General features: G+C 39.9%; 14 protein-coding genes and 1 riboswitch. Of the genes, 7 read left to right on the top strand and 7 right to left on the bottom strand.

From position 1 onward, the window contains the following. Positions 1-206: 206 nt before the first annotated feature. Both GQO39_RS06245 and GQO39_RS06240 read right to left on the bottom strand, forming a co-directional pair. Positions 207-404, bottom strand: coding sequence for a Trm112 family protein (locus GQO39_RS06245; RefSeq protein WP_156851425.1), 198 nt, complete (start codon positions 402-404; stop codon positions 207-209). A 39-nt stretch (positions 405-443) separates the two neighbouring features. After that, positions 444-1,106, bottom strand: coding sequence for an LON peptidase substrate-binding domain-containing protein (locus tag GQO39_RS06240; protein ID WP_156851424.1), 663 nt, complete (start codon positions 1,104-1,106; stop codon positions 444-446). 471 nt (positions 1,107-1,577) lie between these two features. Further along, a riboswitch (glycine riboswitch) is annotated at positions 1,578-1,677 on the top strand. Between the two features lie 137 nt (positions 1,678-1,814). On the opposite strand from GQO39_RS06240, the gene gcvT reads away from it, so the two are divergent. Genes gcvT through gcvP form a run of 3 tightly spaced genes read left to right on the top strand, consistent with a single transcriptional unit; the run spans position 1,815 to position 6,107 of the window. Continuing rightward, a complete protein-coding gene (gene gcvT, locus GQO39_RS06235) occupies positions 1,815-2,933 on the top strand; it encodes a glycine cleavage system aminomethyltransferase GcvT (protein WP_156851423.1) in 1,119 nt (372 codons plus the stop codon). 4 nt (positions 2,934-2,937) lie between these two features. After that, a complete protein-coding gene (gene gcvH / locus GQO39_RS06230) occupies positions 2,938-3,306 on the top strand; it encodes a glycine cleavage system protein GcvH (RefSeq protein WP_007553900.1) in 369 nt (122 codons plus the stop codon). Positions 3,307-3,311: 5 nt separating this feature from the next. Further along, positions 3,312-6,107, top strand: a complete 2,796-nt coding sequence (gene gcvP, locus GQO39_RS06225; RefSeq protein WP_156851422.1) for an aminomethyl-transferring glycine dehydrogenase — start codon at positions 3,312-3,314, stop codon at positions 6,105-6,107. Between the two features lie 166 nt (positions 6,108-6,273). Here the strand turns inward: gcvP and alr are convergent, their stop codons facing one another. Continuing rightward, positions 6,274-7,392 (bottom strand): alanine racemase, encoded by a 1,119-nt coding sequence (alr, locus tag GQO39_RS06220; protein WP_156851421.1) that lies wholly within the window; start codon positions 7,390-7,392, stop codon positions 6,274-6,276. Between the two features lie 328 nt (positions 7,393-7,720). Between alr and GQO39_RS06215 the strand changes: the two genes are divergently transcribed. After that, positions 7,721-8,551: a ferredoxin--NADP reductase gene (locus tag GQO39_RS06215; protein WP_156851420.1), complete on the top strand. Its 831-nt coding sequence runs from the start codon at positions 7,721-7,723 to the stop codon at positions 8,549-8,551. Here GQO39_RS06215 and eda read toward each other — a convergent pair. Continuing rightward, on the bottom strand, positions 8,521-9,186 hold the full coding sequence (gene eda, locus GQO39_RS06210) for a bifunctional 4-hydroxy-2-oxoglutarate aldolase/2-dehydro-3-deoxy-phosphogluconate aldolase (protein WP_156851419.1): 666 nt from the start codon (positions 9,184-9,186) through the stop codon (positions 8,521-8,523). The genes GQO39_RS06215 and eda overlap by 31 nt on opposite strands. Before the next feature lie 114 nt (positions 9,187-9,300). On the opposite strand from eda, the gene trhO reads away from it, so the two are divergent. The 3 genes from trhO (at position 9,301) to GQO39_RS06195 (ending at position 13,086) form a co-directional block, all read left to right on the top strand. Next, a complete protein-coding gene (gene trhO, locus GQO39_RS06205) occupies positions 9,301-10,218 on the top strand; it encodes an oxygen-dependent tRNA uridine(34) hydroxylase TrhO (RefSeq protein ID WP_156851437.1) in 918 nt (305 codons plus the stop codon). A 1,103-nt stretch (positions 10,219-11,321) separates the two neighbouring features. Further along, positions 11,322-12,455, top strand: coding sequence for a type III PLP-dependent enzyme (locus GQO39_RS06200; RefSeq protein WP_007553892.1), 1,134 nt, complete (start codon positions 11,322-11,324; stop codon positions 12,453-12,455). A 52-nt stretch (positions 12,456-12,507) separates the two neighbouring features. Beyond that, entirely contained in the window at positions 12,508-13,086 is a 579-nt protein-coding gene (locus GQO39_RS06195; protein ID WP_198039424.1) for a GNAT family N-acetyltransferase, read from the top strand. A gap of 376 nt (positions 13,087-13,462) precedes the next feature. Here the strand turns inward: GQO39_RS06195 and GQO39_RS06190 are convergent, their stop codons facing one another. The 3 genes from GQO39_RS06190 to GQO39_RS06180 form a co-directional block, all read right to left on the bottom strand. Next, complete coding sequence (locus tag GQO39_RS06190) at positions 13,463-15,034, bottom strand: DHA2 family efflux MFS transporter permease subunit (RefSeq protein ID WP_156851417.1); 1,572 nt, start codon at positions 15,032-15,034, stop codon at positions 13,463-13,465. A 21-nt stretch (positions 15,035-15,055) separates the two neighbouring features. After that, positions 15,056-16,153, bottom strand: a complete 1,098-nt coding sequence (locus GQO39_RS06185; protein ID WP_156851416.1) for an HlyD family secretion protein — start codon at positions 16,151-16,153, stop codon at positions 15,056-15,058. A 152-nt stretch (positions 16,154-16,305) separates the two neighbouring features. Beyond that, on the bottom strand, positions 16,306-16,704 hold the full coding sequence (locus GQO39_RS06180; protein WP_007553887.1) for a Fur family transcriptional regulator: 399 nt from the start codon (positions 16,702-16,704) through the stop codon (positions 16,306-16,308). Positions 16,705-16,860: the final 156 nt, after the last annotated feature.

Raw genomic sequence — 16,860 nt, 5'->3', positions numbered from 1 at the left:
AAAAGAACGCAGTATGCTTTTTAAGGACTGTCTTCATACGATAAGTGTAACATTGATGGAGTGGGTAAATAGATGACGGTGCTGATTTCTTCCAGAACTACTTTACTGGGATAAGAGAATACTGGAAAATTCGTGAACAAAGAATATCTCTTGACGGAGAATTAATTGATAACAGGTTGCTACAGAAAAAATTGAATGAAATCTGTTTATTTTTTATGCATTGCTTTTTCATTGTGCTGCAAAGGACGGGCTTCTGAGGCAAGCATAATGGGTACGCCGTTGCGAATAGGATAGGCAAGTTTTGCTTTGAATGAAATTAATTCTTGTGTTTCTCGGTTTAAAGAAAGCGATTCCCCTGTGAGTGGACAGACGAGCAATTCGAGCATTTTAGGGTCGGTAGTCATTTTTTCATGTTTCAATGTTTATTAGTTTAAATGGGTTTATTAGTTTAAATGGTAAAGCGCCCCTGTTTGTTTCATAAGGGAGCGTTCAGTTAAAGCCAGAAGAGTTTGGGCGCGATTTCCAATGTCTGGAGCTTCGAGTAAAGCTTGTTTTTCTGCTGGTGTAAAAGGAATAAGAGCTGAAAAAGCATTAACCAATAGAGGCGTGGGGGCTTGTATGATACTACTCCAGTTATATTCTATTTCATGTATGATGAGATATTTCTCAACAATGTTGAGGAGATTTTCTCGATTAATGCTTTCTACCATGTCAGGTTCTTGTAAGTCTTTTATGTTTGAGCGGATGAGAGCAGTTCGATAGGGTTTTGTGTTCACCAACTCCTGTTCTACGGTAAAGCGACAAACGCCTTGTAGTATAATGAAAAGATGCCCATTTCCCGTTTCGTTGTAGTTTGTAATGCGCCCTATACAGCCTATTTTATAAAGTGGTGAGGAGAAGCGGTCTGTATTTGATGAAAGGGGTTGAATGATTCCTAATAAACGATTGGATACCATAACATTTTCAACCATTTCGAGTGCTTCTGGCTCAAAAATGTTGAGTGATAAAAAACCACCTGGTAGTAAGAGTGCACCTTCTACGGGGAAAAGAGCAATTTGCTTTGGTAGATCATTTTCACAATTGTAATGGATATTACCAGCTTTCATGAGTATTTGTAACCTTTGTTCGATGAAGTTTGGTATATAATAACCGCAATTTATGACACTATTGAGAGGCAAAAAATCGAGAGAGAAGAAAAGCCAACCTTTTGTGTGTTAAGACTATAATTTATAAAATATCTGAAATATTTACTTTTAAAAAATATAAAACTCCATAGTTTGGGTTGGATCGTGCAAGGAAAGATATTGCTTTGAGATTCTTTAAATGTACGTAAGTGCACGAAATTTTGTATTTTCTCAAAACGTGTTTTTGTTTATGGCTGTTGCAATTTTTCTCCTTAATTTTTAAAAGCAAGGACATCTATAATTTTCATAATGCTCAAACTTCCTTCATTGTAAGTCTTTTAAAACAGTTTATGCAAGTTTAAAAATAGAGTTTTCTCATCACTTTACTAATGACAGTGTGCTAAAGATAGGCTATAGATTGAAATATGTCGGGAAGAGCGTTATCGTTTCTTTCATTCTTTTGCGGGAGAGTGCAGATTGCAAACTTTCGCACCTGCCGCCGAAGGGGAAAATAGCCCATAATCTCTCAGGCTCTAAGGACCGTAAAAGGAGAAAGACAGGTCTGGAAAGTCGGAAAGATCCGCGCCGAAGGTGTAAGCGAAATTTCTTTTCGCGAGTCTCTCAGGTTTTTGACAGAGGGGTGCAGAGATGTCCATATTGTGTGGGCGTTAGTGCAGCTTTGGAGATATTATGGGTACATCACAAGAATTTGAAACATCTTCTTTAAAGATGCTTCCTTTACATAAATTGCATGAAAAGGCTGGAGCGAAATTTGGTGTTTTTGCCGGTTGGCAAATGCCGTTGACCTACCCTCTTGGAGTATTGAAGGAGCATCTTCATACGCGTGCACATGCAGGACTTTTCGATATTTCTCATATGAAATTGATTACCGTTGAGGGGGCGCAAGCAGCAGAATATTTATCGTACGCTCTCCCTGTTGATGCAGCATTGTTAAAAATTGGTCAATCACGGTATAATTATTTGCTTAATGAGCAAGCAGGTATCCTTGATGACCTTATTATTACCCGTTTGGCAGAAAATCGTTTTATGCTTGTAGCCAATGCTGGGAATGCACAAGCGGATCTTGTGGAGCTTGAAAGGCGTGCTGTTGATTTTGACTGTCAAGTAATTGCTCTTGATAGGGTGTTGCTTGCTCTTCAAGGTCCACAAGCGGCAGCTGTTATGGCTGACGCTGGGGTGTCTGGTAATGAGCTGTTGTTTATGCAAGGATTTGAGCCACAACAAGATTGGTTTATAACGCGTTCTGGTTATACGGGAGAAGATGGTTTTGAAATTGCTCTTCCTATAGGGCAAGCACATGCATTGGCTGAAAAATTGTTGAGAGATTCTCGTGTTGAATGGGTTGGTCTTGCAGCGCGTGATAGTCTTCGGTTAGAAGCAGGATTGTGTTTACATGGGAATGATATTACGCCCGATACTACGCCTATTGACGCTGCATTGACATGGGCTGTTACCAAAAATGTTCGAGACAAAGCGCAATTTTATGGAGCAAAAGCTTTTCTTGAAGCTTTTCAGAAAGGTCCTTCTCGTTGTCGTGTTGGATTAAAACCGCAAACGCGTCAACCTATTCGTGCGGGTGCGATACTTTTCGATGATAAGGGAAATCAAATTGGTGTGGTGACGTCAGGTGGTTTTGGTCCTTCTTTTGATGGTCCTGTCGCGATGGGGTATGTTCCTGTTGGTTTGAAAGTGGAAGGAACGGAAGTCTTTACGGAGTTGCGTGGCAAAAAGATTGCATTGTCTGTCCATTCACTTCCTTTTGTTGAACAACGTTATTTTAAAGGATAATTTTATGTCTGAAATTTATTTTACGCAAGATCATGAATGGCTCAGTGTTGAAGGACAAGTGGTTACTGTTGGGATTACACATTATGCTCAAGAACAGTTAGGGGATTTGGTTTTTGTTGATTTGCCAAAAAAGGGGACGCAACTTTCCAAGGGGGATTCTGCTGCTGTTGTGGAGTCAGTGAAGGCAGCTTCGGATGTTTATGCTCCTCTTGATGGTGAAGTGGTTGAAATGAATGAAGCATTGGCAAATAGTCCTGAATTGGTAAACCAAAAGGCTGAAAAAGAAGGCTGGCTCTGGAAAATGACATTGCAGGACGCAACGCAACTTGAAGGGTTGCTGGATGAGGCTGCTTATAAAGCACTGATTGGGTAAGTGCTATGTTAGAGCGTCATTTTTTTTCTCGCCATATTGGACTTCGTCCTGATGAAACACAAAAAATGCTTGATGTTTTAGAGCTAGATTGTGTTGACACGCTCGTTTCTCAAGCTGTTCCCCATTCTATCTATTTGGGGCGTTCTCTTAATCTCCCAAAGGCTGCAAATGAAGGGCAAGCTTTGGAAGAATTATCCAAGATGATGGAACGTAATCATGTGCACAAAAGTTTTATTGGGCAGGGATATCATGGAACTTATGTGCCTCCCGTTATTTTGCGGAATCTTTTTGAAAATCCAGCTTGGTACACTGCTTATACACCCTATCAGGCAGAAATTAGCCAAGGTCGTTTAGAGCTTTTATTTTATTTTCAGACATTGGTGAGTGAACTCACCGGTTTGCCTGTTGCAGCTGCTTCACTTCTTGATGAAGCAACAGCTTTAGCTGAAGCCAACGCGTTGGCTGTACGTTTTGCGCGTGAGAAAAAGACAAAAATTTCAGTTCAAAGTCTTTTGCATCCCCAGACGTTGAATGTTGCGCAAACGCGTGCCGAAACACAAGGGATTCATATAAGCGAAAAGAGTGAAATTTGCTCTGATACAGCTGCGATTGTTTTGTCTTGGCCGGATACAAAAGGTTCTTTTAACGATTACACTGATGTTATTAAAGAGGCAAAGGCAAAAGGAGCTCTGGTGATTGTTGTTGCAGATCCTTTAGCTCTTACTCTAATGGAGCCACCAGCGCAATGGGGGGCTGATATTGTTGTCGGTTCCATGCAGCGTTATGGCGTTCCCATGGGGTTTGGAGGTCCTCATGCTGGTTATCTCGCGGTAAGCGAAGCTTTAACCCGCCTCATTCCAGGACGTATTGTAGGTCAATCTGTTGATACAAAAGGACGCGTTGGTTTTCGTTTAGCATTGCAGACACGTGAACAACATATCCGGCGTGATAAAGCGACATCGAATATTTGTACAGCACAGGCTTTGTTGGCAAATATGGCAACAGCTTATGCTGTTTGGCATGGACCGCAAGGCTTGCAGGAAATTGCTCAGCGGATTCATCATTTAACTTGCCGCTTTGTTGCTGGTTTAGAGGCAGAGGGTATTCTTTGTGAAGGGGAAACTTTTTTTGATTGTGTAAGCATTTCTGTTGAGGGAAAAGCTCGAGAGATTGCGCGTCAAGCGAAAGCAGGTGGGCGTCTTGTTCGTGTTCTCGATGATGATCAAATTGTGATCAATTTTGATGAATTGTCAACACAAGAAGACGCTTATGCTTTAGCGCAGCTTTTTGGTGCACAATTAGTTGATCAAGTTTCTCCAAGACTTATAGGGAAAAGACGTGATGCTGCTTTTCTTTCGCAGCCGTTTTTTCATGCAGTTCATTCAGAAACGGACATGATACGCTTTTTGCGTCGTTTGTCTGATAAGGATTTGGCATTAGATCGGGCAATGATTCCGCTTGGCTCTTGTACGATGAAACTTAATGCAGCAGCTGAGTTGATGCCTGTGAGTTGGCCTACGGTAGCTAATATACACCCCTTTGCACCTAAAGAGGATGTGATGGGTTATTTGGAAATGATTAATCAACTAAATGCGTGGTTGTGTGAAATCACAGGGTTTGCACAAGTTTCTTTCCAACCAAATTCTGGTGCTCAAGGTGAATATGCGGGGCTTTTAGCTATCCGTCGATATCACCAATCACGGGGAGATCATCAACGCACACTTTGTCTCATTCCTGCATCTGCACATGGTACCAATCCAGCTTCAGCTCATATGGCGGGTATGGAAGTCATTGTGGTGAAATGCTTGAGTGATGGTGATGTTGATGTTGATGATCTCAAAATGAAAGCACAATTGCATAAGGATAAATTGGCAGCTCTCATGATCACCTATCCTTCAACCCATGGTGTTTATGAGGAAAACATTAAGGACATTTGTTCTATTATCCACGAAAATGGTGGGCAAGTTTATTTTGATGGAGCTAATTTAAATGCACTTGTTGGGCTTGCTCGTCCAGCAGATATTGGGGCAGATGTTTGTCATATGAACCTTCACAAAACATTTGCCATTCCCCATGGTGGTGGTGGCCCTGGTGTGGGGCCGATTGGCGTGGCGGCACATTTGAAGCCTTTTTTACCAGGTCATGAACAAGATGGGTCAACATATGCGGTTTCAGCGGCTCCTTACGGAAGTGCATCTATTCTTGTTATTACGTGGATGTATATCCGAATGATGGGCGCCGATGGCTTGAAATACGCAACACAAACGGCAATTTTGAATGCAAATTATATTGCTACGCGTCTTTCACAAGCTTATTCCATTCTTTATAGAGGCAAGCATGGACGAGTTGCGCACGAATGTATTGTGGATACACGCGTGTTGAAAGAGCAATATGGGGTGAGTGTTGATGATATTGCAAAACGTTTGATTGATTATGGGTTTCATGCACCAACGATGTCGTTTCCTGTTGCTGGAACTTTGATGATTGAACCAACGGAATCAGAGCCAAAAGCAGAAATTGATCGTTTTTGTGATGCTTTGCTCTCTATTGCTGAAGAAGCTCAGAAAGTCGGTGCGGGTATTTGGCCTAAAGAAGATAATCCTTTGGTAAATGCACCACATACATTGGTAGATACTTTAGAGGATACTTGGACGCGACCTTATTCACGACAAGAGGCGGCTTTTCCCAATTCTTATCTTGATCCAGCAAATAAATATTGGCCTCCTGTTTCGCGTATTGATAATGTTGCCGGAGATAGAATGCTTATTTGTTCTTGTCCACCATGGGGGAATACGTATTAAATTTATTTATATGAAGAAAAAAGCCCACATAAAATGTGTGGGCTTTTTCATGTCCATATGATTAGTAATAACAGGATGATATTACTTTCTTTTAGTTTGTATTGTTCTTTTCTGGTGTACGGAAAGCCATTGATGATTTTTATCACTTTGTTTTTTTTAGAGAGTTTTAAATGTAAATGCGTTTATAGCGCTTCCCTAGAGATGTCAGAATTTCGTTAGGAATGGTGTTGGCGTCTGTCGATACTTTTTCAAGTGTTTGGTGGAGACCAATGAGTTCTACCCAATCGCCTCTTTGAGGTTTTTTATCAAGCTCGGTAGCATCCACGATAGTGGAATCCATAGAAATGCGTCCAACAATAGGGAGTTTGTGCCCATTAAAATAAACTGCACCCTTATTCGAAAGAATGCGTGGCCAACCATCTGCATAGCCGATAGAAATGGTTGCAAGAGTGCTTGGTCTGCGAGTAATGAAGCTTCCTCCATAACCGATAGGTACTCCTGCATCAATAAAGCGGCTTTGAAGAACTTGGGCTTCAAGTTTTAAAACAGGTTTAAGAGGTGTTGGGTATTTTCCGTGAGGATCGACACCGTAAAGTGCAATGCCTGGGCGAACAAGGTCAAAATAGAAATCTGGTCCTAGAAAAATGCCTCCAGAATTGGCAAATGAGGCTTTACAGGTGGGCAATTGTGCAAGTACGGTCTTGAAAGCAGCTAATTGTGTATAATTGAATGAATGGGTGGCATTATCTCCATTTGCAAGGTGACTAAGAATGTATTTTATTTCTGCTTTTTCGAAAATTGTAGGTTGTTTGATGAGTTTTTGTAATTCTTTTTTATCAAGCCCTAATCGGTTCATGCTGGTATCGATTTGAACAATTGCAGGAAACTTTTTATCTTTTTTTTGACAAAGTGTTTGCCAGCTTTCAAGTGTGTCCCAAGAGTTCAAAACAGGAATAATTCCTGCTTGAGCTATAAGCTCTTCTGTATTTTGTGGCAGCTCGTTAAGAAGAGCAAGCGTGACATTTTCTGGTAAAATATTTTTTAATTGTAGTGCTTCTTCGATTTGGGCTACAAAAAAACTGCGGCAACCAGCTTGATAAAGTGCAGGGGCAATTTGGTCAGCACCTAACCCGTAGGCATCCGCTTTTACGACTGCAGAACATTCAATTGGAGTAACACGTTGGGTTAAAGCTATGTAATTCGCAACAATAGCACGTACATCGATGGTTGCTACAGCTGTATAAGGAAGTAATGCGTTTGCTTCATCATTAACGGATTTGTTCATTTTAAAAGCCTCTCTTGAGTCAGTGAGACACGAAATTCCCTTTAGTGACTTCATATAGGTTTCTATGATATATGGAAAGGATGTGTGTACGGTTTGTTATTGTTAAAATTATTAACAATTTATATTGGACTATGTGCCATTAAAGCAATCTTTTGATGTAAAACGCTTAGCTCTGTGTACAATGAAAAGAGTTGTTTTCTGGGGGATGTTAAATGTCGGTTAAATAAAGGTTTATGTTTTAGGAGAAATATTGGCATATGACTGCACAAGTATTATATCATTTTAGAAATCTTGAGTCCATATTCAAAAAGAGATAAGGGAGAGTATTATGAATACGTCTGCTACGAAGGATCAGTTAAATATCAGCGGCGTTGCATCAAACTTTCCAATTCCTGAAAATGTATTCGCGCTTACCGTCCAAGAAGTTTATCATTATACAGACCGTTTGTTTAAATTTCGTCTGAATCGTCCAGAAAATTTTCGTTTTCGTTCTGGTGAATTTGTTATGATTGGTTTGCCAAACGCAGAAAAGCCAATTTATCGTGCTTATTCGATAGCCAGTCCATTTTGGGATGAGCAGCTTGAGTTTTTTTCTATCAAAGTTCCGGGAGGACCGTTAACCGAACATCTCCAAAAAATTAAAATGGATGATACAGTTTTAATGCGTAAGAAGTCTACTGGAACATTGGTTCTTGATGCTCTTATTCCTGGAAAACGTCTTTATCTTCTTTCAACAGGGACGGGAGTTGCTCCATTTGCAAGTCTTATTCGTGATCCTGAAACTTATGAAAAATTTTCAGAAGTAATTCTTATTCAAACAACCCGTGAGCGGGATGAGCTTGCTTATGCAAAAGATCTTGTTATCTCTTTACAACAAGACCCGTTGATTAGTGAATATATACAACAGTTGAAATTTTATCCTATGACCACTCGTGAACCTTCTGAGCATATGGGCCGCATTACGACGGTTATGGAAAGTGGCACTTTTTTTGAAACGACAGGTTTGCCAAGAATTCACCCTGATGAAGATCGTGTGATGATTTGTGGCTCTATGGCAATGCTAAAGGATTGTGCAAGGATGTGTGAATCTTTTGGTCTTGTTGAAGGTGCCAATAATGCACCAGCGTCTTATGTTGTGGAGCGTGCTTTTGTTGGATGAGAGGGGAGCTGTGTTGCTGCATGTGCTAATACGCTGATAGTATCCCAATCATTTGCCGTAATAAGCTGTTTGGGGGTTATCCAAGAACCACCAACACAGAAGACGTTAGAAAGTTGGAGCCATTGAGCTGCATTTTTTTGTGTAATGCCGCCTGTTGGACAAAATCTGATTTCAGAAAAGGGGGATGCTAAGGCTTGAATAAAGTCTATACCCCCCGCTGCTTCAGCGGGGAAAAATTTAAAATATGAATAGCCTTTATTCCATGCTTGCATTAATTCACTTGGTGTCATTACACTGGGGAGAAGGGGGATTTCGCTGTTTTTTGCACAATCAATTAATTCGTTTGATGATCCAGGGCTTATGATAAATTTTGCTCCTGCGCGTTCGGCTCGTTCATAATGTATAGTGTTGAGAATTGTTCCTGCTCCAACGATTGCTTGCGGCACTTCTTGTGTGATTGCTTCTATTGCATCATATGCATTAGGTGTTCGCAATGTGATCTCCATTGTTTTCAATCCACCTTTGACAAGAGCCCGTGCTAATGGTACGGCCATTTGGAGATCGTCAATGCACAAAACAGGTATGACAGTTTGTGTTTGGAGAAGTGTTAAAAGGTGATTTATTTTTTGGCACATGGTGTTTTTTCTCTAAGAGATGGGGTTATCTGCATAGTTTGATTAAGCATAATATGTTAAAGAGTAGATGAATAGATCTTGAAATTGAATGAAACGCGCGTTATGGCAAGACTTATGGAAAAGAATTTTAAAGTTGCTGCTGTTTATTGCTTCGCAGATTTGAAGCATTATTGTCAATTACAGAAACCTTTGCTGGATTTATGTCAAGCAAAGGGTATCAAAGGAACACTGCTTTTAGCACAAGAAGGAATCAATGGAACTGTTGCAGGGTCTTGTGCTGCGATTGAAGCGTTGGTCAATTTTATTACAGCTGAGCCTGCATTTCAAACGCCGGAGATTAAATATTCATGGGCATCGAAAATGCCTTTTCATCGCATAAAAGTGCGGTTGAAAAAAGAGATTGTCACAATGGGGGTTGAAGGCGTTAATCCGTTAAAGGTTGTTGGTACTTATGTTGCTCCTGAAGATTGGAATGCCCTTATTCAAGATGAAGACACGATTCTCATTGATACGCGTAACGATTATGAATATGCGCTCGGAAGTTTTCAAGGAGCGATTGATCCACGTATTAAGACATTTCGGGAATTTCCTGAATGGGTGCTCAAGCACGAAGCTGATTTAAAGAAGAAAAAGAAAATTGCCATGTTCTGTACAGGTGGGATTCGCTGTGAAAAATCAACAGCTTATGTGCGTGATCTTGGTTATGATCAGGTTTACCATTTAAAAGGTGGGATTCTGAAATATTTGGAAACAATTCCTAAGGAGAAAAGTTTGTGGTGGGGCGAGTGTTTTGTTTTTGATGAGCGTGTTTCTGTTAAACATGGTCTTGAAGAGTGTGGGCGTGAATTGTGTCATGCATGTCGTTCTCCTCTTAATGCTGAAAGCAAATTATCGGTTCATTATGAAGAAGGTGTTTCGTGTGATGCTTGTTATAATACGAAAAGTGACGCTGATAGGCAGCGTTTTCGCGAACGTCATAAGCAGTTCCAATTAACAAAATTGCGTGCAATTGATTCTCATCTAGAGTCTTAAAAGGTATTGTATTTTAAGGCTTTAAATTTTAGTTTTTTTATTAAGAGAGAATAAGTTTTCGGAGTCAGTGAGAAAGTATTTTATAAAGCTGATTTTTGCTTGGTCTTTTATTTTGTGTAAAGATTAAGCAATTTATTTATAAATATATTAGCATTATGCATCTCGAGCCAATATTCTTGATGTTACAATGCTTAGTTATTTCAAATGCTTTTAATTCTGAAACAGTAAAAACAGCGCTATGGTAGTCCAATAGGGAAAATAGCCTAAAGGGGAACTGTGATTTGAAAAGCTGTTTTAGAATAGGCTGAAACATACGATTAACGCGCTATGTTAATGTTAAGAGCAGGTGTGCTATAGATAAATATAAATGATGCTACTGGTTTGACTCCATAACGTAAAGATGGTCATATCTCATAGATTTTGCGTTATACTTTCTAGGCGGTATTGGGGATGGAATTAAGAAGCCCAAGTAAAGAGATTTTTTAAAGAAGGATTGTAAAGTTAGTAACACAATGATGTGGGAATTTCGTGAAGGCTGCACTCCATAAAGGGGGATAAAGTGACTTATCTACATGAGGTTGTTGTTGCTTTTTTACATCATTTTATCGTTAAAAATTAAAAAATGTTTAAAATAGAAAAAATGATTGAAATGAATAAGGATTCGTTTTATACAAGGATTTGCCCAAAGTCGCACGTGCCTGTGGGTGTCCGCTGGTTCTCAAATGGTGAGATTAACCGGTACGGTACCTGGAACTAACCGCTCCAGTCATTCTTACGGCCAACCGAAAGAGTGAGGACATCTTGAAGCAACGACGGTGCGGGCCTTTCTGGTGTCTTCCAGCTGTCCAAATGCTGGGATAACTATAGAGGCACACCTCATTGCCTTCAGTGCGGAAGTGGTTTTTCAACTCCAATCAAAAAGGCAGATAAAGTAGAGCAACGCGGTTTGTCGCGCTGTTTTTTGCTGTATGCAATGCTAATTTCTGGTTATTTGAATAATCAGAATGGGGGTAGCTATTGTGTGTGTTTTGTACTTTAGCTGTTGGCGGCTCTATGCTGTCTAGGCGTAGGGTAGGGATTTTGTTCCCTAGGAGAATTGGTAGATGATGACGAAACGTATTCGCGATTTTCTTGCAACACATTGTTTTGATGGTCCATGCCTAGTTGTTGACCTTGATGTTGTCCGTGAAAATTATTTAAATTTTGAAAAAGCTCTTCCACAGTCTCGTATTTTTTATGCGATAAAGGCAAATCCAGCTCCTGAGATTTTGAGTTTGCTTGTTTCTTTAGGCTCGTCTTTTGATGCAGCTTCTGTTGCAGAAATTGAAATGGCTTTAAAAGCGGGAGCAACGTGTGATCGTATTTCTTTTGGGAATACTATTAAAAAGGAGCGTGATATTGCGCATGCATATGCATTAGGTATTTCGCTTTATGCGGTTGATTGTGTTGAAGAAGTGGAAAAAATTGCGCGTGCTGCTCCTGGAGCTCGTGTTTTTTGCCGCGTTCTTACTGACGGAAAAGGAGCCGAGTGGCCATTGTCACGCAAATTTGGCTGTGTTCCTACTATGGCGGTTGACGTTTTACGTCGGGCGCATCAATTAGGCTTGCAAGCGTATGGCGTTTCTTTTCATGTAGGGTCTCAGCAGACAGATCTTAGTGCATGGGATCGTGCTTTATCGGATGCAGCTATAGTTTTTAGGCATTTGGAGCAAGAAGGAATTTCATTGAAGTTGGTTAATATGGGGGGTGGTTTTCCAACGCGTTATTTGAAAAACGTTCCTACAGAGCAAGCTTATGGTACGGCTGTTTTTGATTCATTAAAGAAATATTTCGGCAATCGTATTCCTGAGACGATCATTGAACCGGGGCGTGGGATGGTCGGTAACGCTGGTGTTATTCGCACAGAAGTTGTTTTAATATCTAAAAAAGCAGACAATGATAATGTTCGATGGGTATATCTTGATGTTGGAAAGTTTAATGGTCTTGTTGAGACTATGGATGAAGCAATTCGCTATCCTATTGAAACGCCTCATGGTAATAAGGCAATGGAGCCTTGTATTTTAGCGGGTCCAACATGCGATTCTGCAGATGTTCTTTATGAAAAAACACCTTATATGTTGCCTTTGTCTCTTACGGTAGGGGATGAGTTGTTGATTCATGGTACTGGTGCTTACACAGCAACTTATGCATCTGTTGCTTTTAATGGTTTTGAGCCTTTGCGCTCCTACGTGATTTAAATTTTTCTTTATGATGACAAAGATTAGAGTGGGGCGTGTGATAAAGGTGAGTATGATATATTTTCAAACCAAAGATGGTGCATTTTTTACACTTTCAGGTGAACAAGACATTGATAAACCACATCGCGAGCGTTTACTTGATTTAGCTTTAGGGATAGGGCGTAAGCGTAAATCGTCGGAAACTTTGCGTCGTGGACAGTTGGCTGCGTGTGGGCTGTCCTTTGTTGTTAAAAATGCGCTTGGAGAGCTTGTGGGTAGTGTACGTCTTTGGCATGTTCGATTTAACAAAGGAAAAAATGGCACACGGCAGGCTTTGCTTTTGGGGCCTCTGGCTGTTTCAGCGAAGTATTCCGGTATAGGCATAGGATCGTTTCTTATGCAGCATGCAATTGGAACAGCAAAAAAACAGGGTTATGGCGCTATCTTACTTGTAGGTGATACTGAGTTTTATCAGCGTTTTGGTTTTTCAAACAGCTTAACAGAGAATTTGGCAATGCCTGGTCCTTATGAAAAACATCGTTTTCAAGCATTAGAATTGATACCAGAGTATCTTGCCGCATGCCATGGGGTTTTGCTCCCTAGTGGAGAAAGGGAAGGTTTGAGTCGTTTTCAGTGTCATAAAGTGGCTTGAAGTTCCCTTTACTTTGTTTTTTAAAATTGAGGGCTTTGCGTATCATCTTTGCTGGTGGCGGCAGGGTGTTTTTATACGATATAAGGTTTTTAGAATAGCTTTATTTCGTATTACCGTTTCTTTTTTATCTTGAATTTATTTTCTGTAATAATTTTTCTCTTCTACTGAGAACACCAATGACTTTCTTGAATTTAAAACGACTTTGACAAAATTTATGATGGATGATTATTGTTAAGTACGGCAAGCTTTGCATTTTGTAAGATCTCGTTTAGATACAATTATTTAATGTAAAGTTTTGTTTCTAACATTTTTAGGAGATACATATACATGAAATTGTTGAAAAGAAAAACATTCCCCGACTTTCATACAGTTACATTCAGTGGCTTGTAGGGGCATCAGAGAGAGGTGGTGTTTTTTTGAGAAAAATGGTCAGGAATGTCAAGACGCTAAAGATAATGGTTATTATAAAGAAAATATCGCTAAAAGCCATAATCATTGCTTGGATGCGTGCCATATTAAAAAGTTGGAGGAGAGCAAGAGCATGCGGATCAAAAGTCATGGAGTTAAAGTATATAGTAAGGTTTGAAAGCATTTCCGTTGCTTGGTTGTTTCCGTGGTGGACGGTTTCGGCTATTCGTCCATAATGTAGGTCTGTGCGTTTTGTCATAAGAGTGCTGATAATAGCAAGTCCTACGGCACCACCAAGATTACGTGTAAGATTAAAAAGTCCAGAGGCATTTTGCATTCGGTCTGGTGGGAGTGATCCGAGGGCAATGTTATTAATGGGGACCATGCATAACATAACAGAAGAGCCACGGAAAACTTGAGGCCAAAAGAATTCCTCAAAGCCCCAGTTATCTGTGATAGAGCTCGCCATCCAAGTTCCTAATGCAAAGCCAAAAAGTCCTATCGCCATCATTAAACGTGCATCAATGCGTGCTGAAAGAAATCCAGCAAGGGGTGCAGTTAATAGCATGACGAACCCTGAAAGAAACAATGTTTCTCCTATCATGAGTGCATCATAATGACGGATTTGGCTCAAATAGACAGGATAAAGATATGTGAGACCATAAAGACCGATTCCAAGCATAAAAGAAAAAACTGCTGCGGTCGAAAAATTGAAATTAGAAAAAGCTGAGAGATCAACGATAGGTTCTTTAGCAGTAAAAGCGCGCCAGAAGAATAAGCCGGCAGATAGGATCATAATAATGAATAATTTTAGGATGAGATTGTCACTTAACCAATCATGACGCGCACCCTCTTCTAGAATATACTCTAAAGTTCCTAGAAAAACAGCCATAGAAATGAGTCCTAACCAGTCAAATTTAGACATTAAAGAGGGGTTTGCTTTATCAAAATCAATCAATTTCCAAGCGAGAATTGAGATAATAATCCCGCAGGGTACATTGATAAGAAAGAGCCAGTGCCATGATAAGATATGACAAAGATAGCCTCCCACTGTTGGACCAATAGTGGGAGCTAACGTTGCTACTAGCCCTACGATAGGGGTAACAATTGGGCGTTTAGAAGGAGGAAAAAGTATATAGGAGGCGACAAAAACACTAGGGATAATTCCTCCTCCAATAAAACCTTGGAGTGCTCGGTACACAATCATCTCTTCAATAGATGTTGCTGTTGCACAAAGAACAGAAGTAATCGTAAATCCGACAGCTGATATGCTAAAGAAAACGCGTGTTGAAAGCAGTCTTCCTAAGAATCCAGAAAGGGGCAACATGATGACTTCAGCGATGAGATAGGAGGTTTGAACCCATGAAATCTCTTCAGAACTTGCTGAAAGACCAGCTTGAATTTCAGCTAAAGAGGAGGAAACGATTTGGATATCTAAAATAGCCATGAACATACCAAAGGCCATAGCAATGAAAACTACGATTTTACGGGTTTCTGTATGCTCTTGAGAATGTGTAAATTCTGGTATAGAAGATGTCATAGTAAGGTCATTTGCTTTTTGTTATAAAAGGTTTTTATCCTGCGGCTTTGTGCGTGTATCAATCTCTACTGAAACACTCATTCCTGCTCGAATACGTCCGGTTTTTAATATTTTTTCTGGAATAGAGATACGTACAGGAATGCGTTGAACAATCTTAGTGAAATTGCCGGTGGCATTTTGTGGAGGGAGAAGAGAAAAAATAGCTCCTGTTGCAGGTGCAATAGAAAGTACTGTACCTGTAAACACATCTTTTTGGAAGGCATCAATAGTAATATAAGCTGTTTGTCCAGCGTGAATGTCTTGCAACTGTGTTTCTTTATAATTCGCTTCAATATAAAGTGCATGTATGGGAACTAATGCCGCAAGACGTTGGCCATTCATAACAAAATCCCCTGTTTTTGCTGTTAAATTTCCAATAATTCCATCGAATGGAGCCCGTATAATGGTTGAATCAAGATCACGTTGTGCCTTTTCACGTGTGAGTTCTAAGCTCTTCGTTTGGCTTTCTGTTTCACTGCGTTGCGCTTCTAGCACTTGGATATTCGCACGTGCTGCAGCTATTTGTGCATTGGCGCGATCAACATTAGCAATGGCTTGTTCATAAGTTGATTTGGCATCATCAACATTGGATTGAGGGGCATAACGACTAGCTTTAAGTTCTGTGGTGCGTTTTAGAGTTAGTTGTGCATGAGTTGCTATAGCTGAAGCGGCAGCTTTTTGTGCTTGCGCGTCATCTAGAGCACTATGAGCAGCTGTAATTTGTGCACCAATACGGAGAAGAGTTTTTTGTTGTGTGTTGAGACGGGCTTCTGTCTGTTTCAAGGCTATTTGATAATCGCCATTGTCTAAGTGGAATAGGATATCGCCTTTTTTTACAATTTGGTTAGCTTTAATAGCTATTCTTTCAATATATCCATTTAATTTAGGGGCAATAGCTGCTATGTCTCCTTGTACATAGGCATCTTCAGTGGTAAGCATATAACGCCATTGTGTTATCCATTTATAGCTAAACCAAAGTACAAAAAGCGTAAGAACGATAAGAAGAGCATTAATGATTTTCTTTTTTTCCATCTTATTAAAGTACTTGTTTGTTGAAACCTTTGCTTCAGATCTAGACATGGATTCTATACTTTCAATTCAATGAATAAAATAACCTCATCGCTACACAAGAACAAGAAAGTGATTATGCAGCAGGGGAATAAGAGCTTTTCATGCAATAAGCAAATAATAACACATAATGCTAAATATATAAACTTGCAAGTGTAGGGATATTAGTCTGTTGAGCATGCGCATTTTTTACAAATGCCTTGTATTTCTAAGGTGCTTCTCCGCGCTTGGAAGCCAACCGCTTGCACCATTTGTTTAAGGCTGGATATAATAGTTTGGTCTTGTATTTCGTTTACTTTGCCACAATTCTCACAAATGATGAAAGTTGTGAGTTCGTGTTGACAATTTTCAGGATGTAAACAGGCCATAAAAGCATTTACACTTTCAAGACGGTGAATACACTTTAATTCGACAAGTTTTTCTAATGCACGATAAACTTGGAGAGGTGCACGAAATCCTTCTTTGCGTAAATGATCAAGAATCGCATAAGCGCTTAAAGGTCCTCGTGCATTCTTTAAAGTGTTCAGAACCAATATTTGGTTACGCGTAAGTTTAGATGGCATTGATACCCTTCCTTTTGCTTCACGGAAAAGAATAAAGCGTGTGAGACATTTGTGCAATGGTGAATATAGAATATGTGCCCTCTGACTGTAATGAAGCTTTCACCCCTTTTTGAGAGTATTTAGTTTATATACCCGTTATAGATGTATAATTTATTT

Source organism: Bartonella refiksaydamii (assembly GCF_902652675.1).
Lineage (GTDB): Bacteria > Pseudomonadota > Alphaproteobacteria > Rhizobiales > Rhizobiaceae > Bartonella > Bartonella refiksaydamii.
This window is presented reverse-complemented; position numbering and strand designations above follow the sequence as displayed.

Bases quoted from the DNA above. Each gene is read 5' to 3' on its own strand.
- GQO39_RS06215 (WP_156851420.1), top strand. From the start codon at position 7,721: ATGAATACGTCTGCTACGAAGGATCAGTTAAATATCAGCGGCGTTGCA.
- gcvP (WP_156851422.1), top strand. From the start codon at position 3,312: ATGTTAGAGCGTCATTTTTTTTCTCGCCATATTGGACTTCGTCCTGAT.
- gcvH (WP_007553900.1), top strand. From the start codon at position 2,938: ATGTCTGAAATTTATTTTACGCAAGATCATGAATGGCTCAGTGTTGAA.
- GQO39_RS06200 (WP_007553892.1), top strand. From the start codon at position 11,322: ATGATGACGAAACGTATTCGCGATTTTCTTGCAACACATTGTTTTGAT.
- alr (WP_156851421.1), bottom strand. From the start codon at position 7,392: ATGAACAAATCCGTTAATGATGAAGCAAACGCATTACTTCCTTATACA.
- trhO (WP_156851437.1), top strand. From the start codon at position 9,301: ATGGAAAAGAATTTTAAAGTTGCTGCTGTTTATTGCTTCGCAGATTTG.
- GQO39_RS06185 (WP_156851416.1), bottom strand. From the start codon at position 16,153: ATGTCTAGATCTGAAGCAAAGGTTTCAACAAACAAGTACTTTAATAAG.
- GQO39_RS06245 (WP_156851425.1), bottom strand. From the start codon at position 404: ATGACTACCGACCCTAAAATGCTCGAATTGCTCGTCTGTCCACTCACA.
- eda (WP_156851419.1), bottom strand. From the start codon at position 9,186: ATGTGCCAAAAAATAAATCACCTTTTAACACTTCTCCAAACACAAACT.
- gcvT (WP_156851423.1), top strand. From the start codon at position 1,815: ATGGGTACATCACAAGAATTTGAAACATCTTCTTTAAAGATGCTTCCT.
- GQO39_RS06240 (WP_156851424.1), bottom strand. From the start codon at position 1,106: ATGAAAGCTGGTAATATCCATTACAATTGTGAAAATGATCTACCAAAG.
- GQO39_RS06190 (WP_156851417.1), bottom strand. From the start codon at position 15,034: ATGACATCTTCTATACCAGAATTTACACATTCTCAAGAGCATACAGAA.
- GQO39_RS06180 (WP_007553887.1), bottom strand. From the start codon at position 16,704: ATGCCATCTAAACTTACGCGTAACCAAATATTGGTTCTGAACACTTTA.
- GQO39_RS06195 (WP_198039424.1), top strand. From the start codon at position 12,508: ATGATATATTTTCAAACCAAAGATGGTGCATTTTTTACACTTTCAGGT.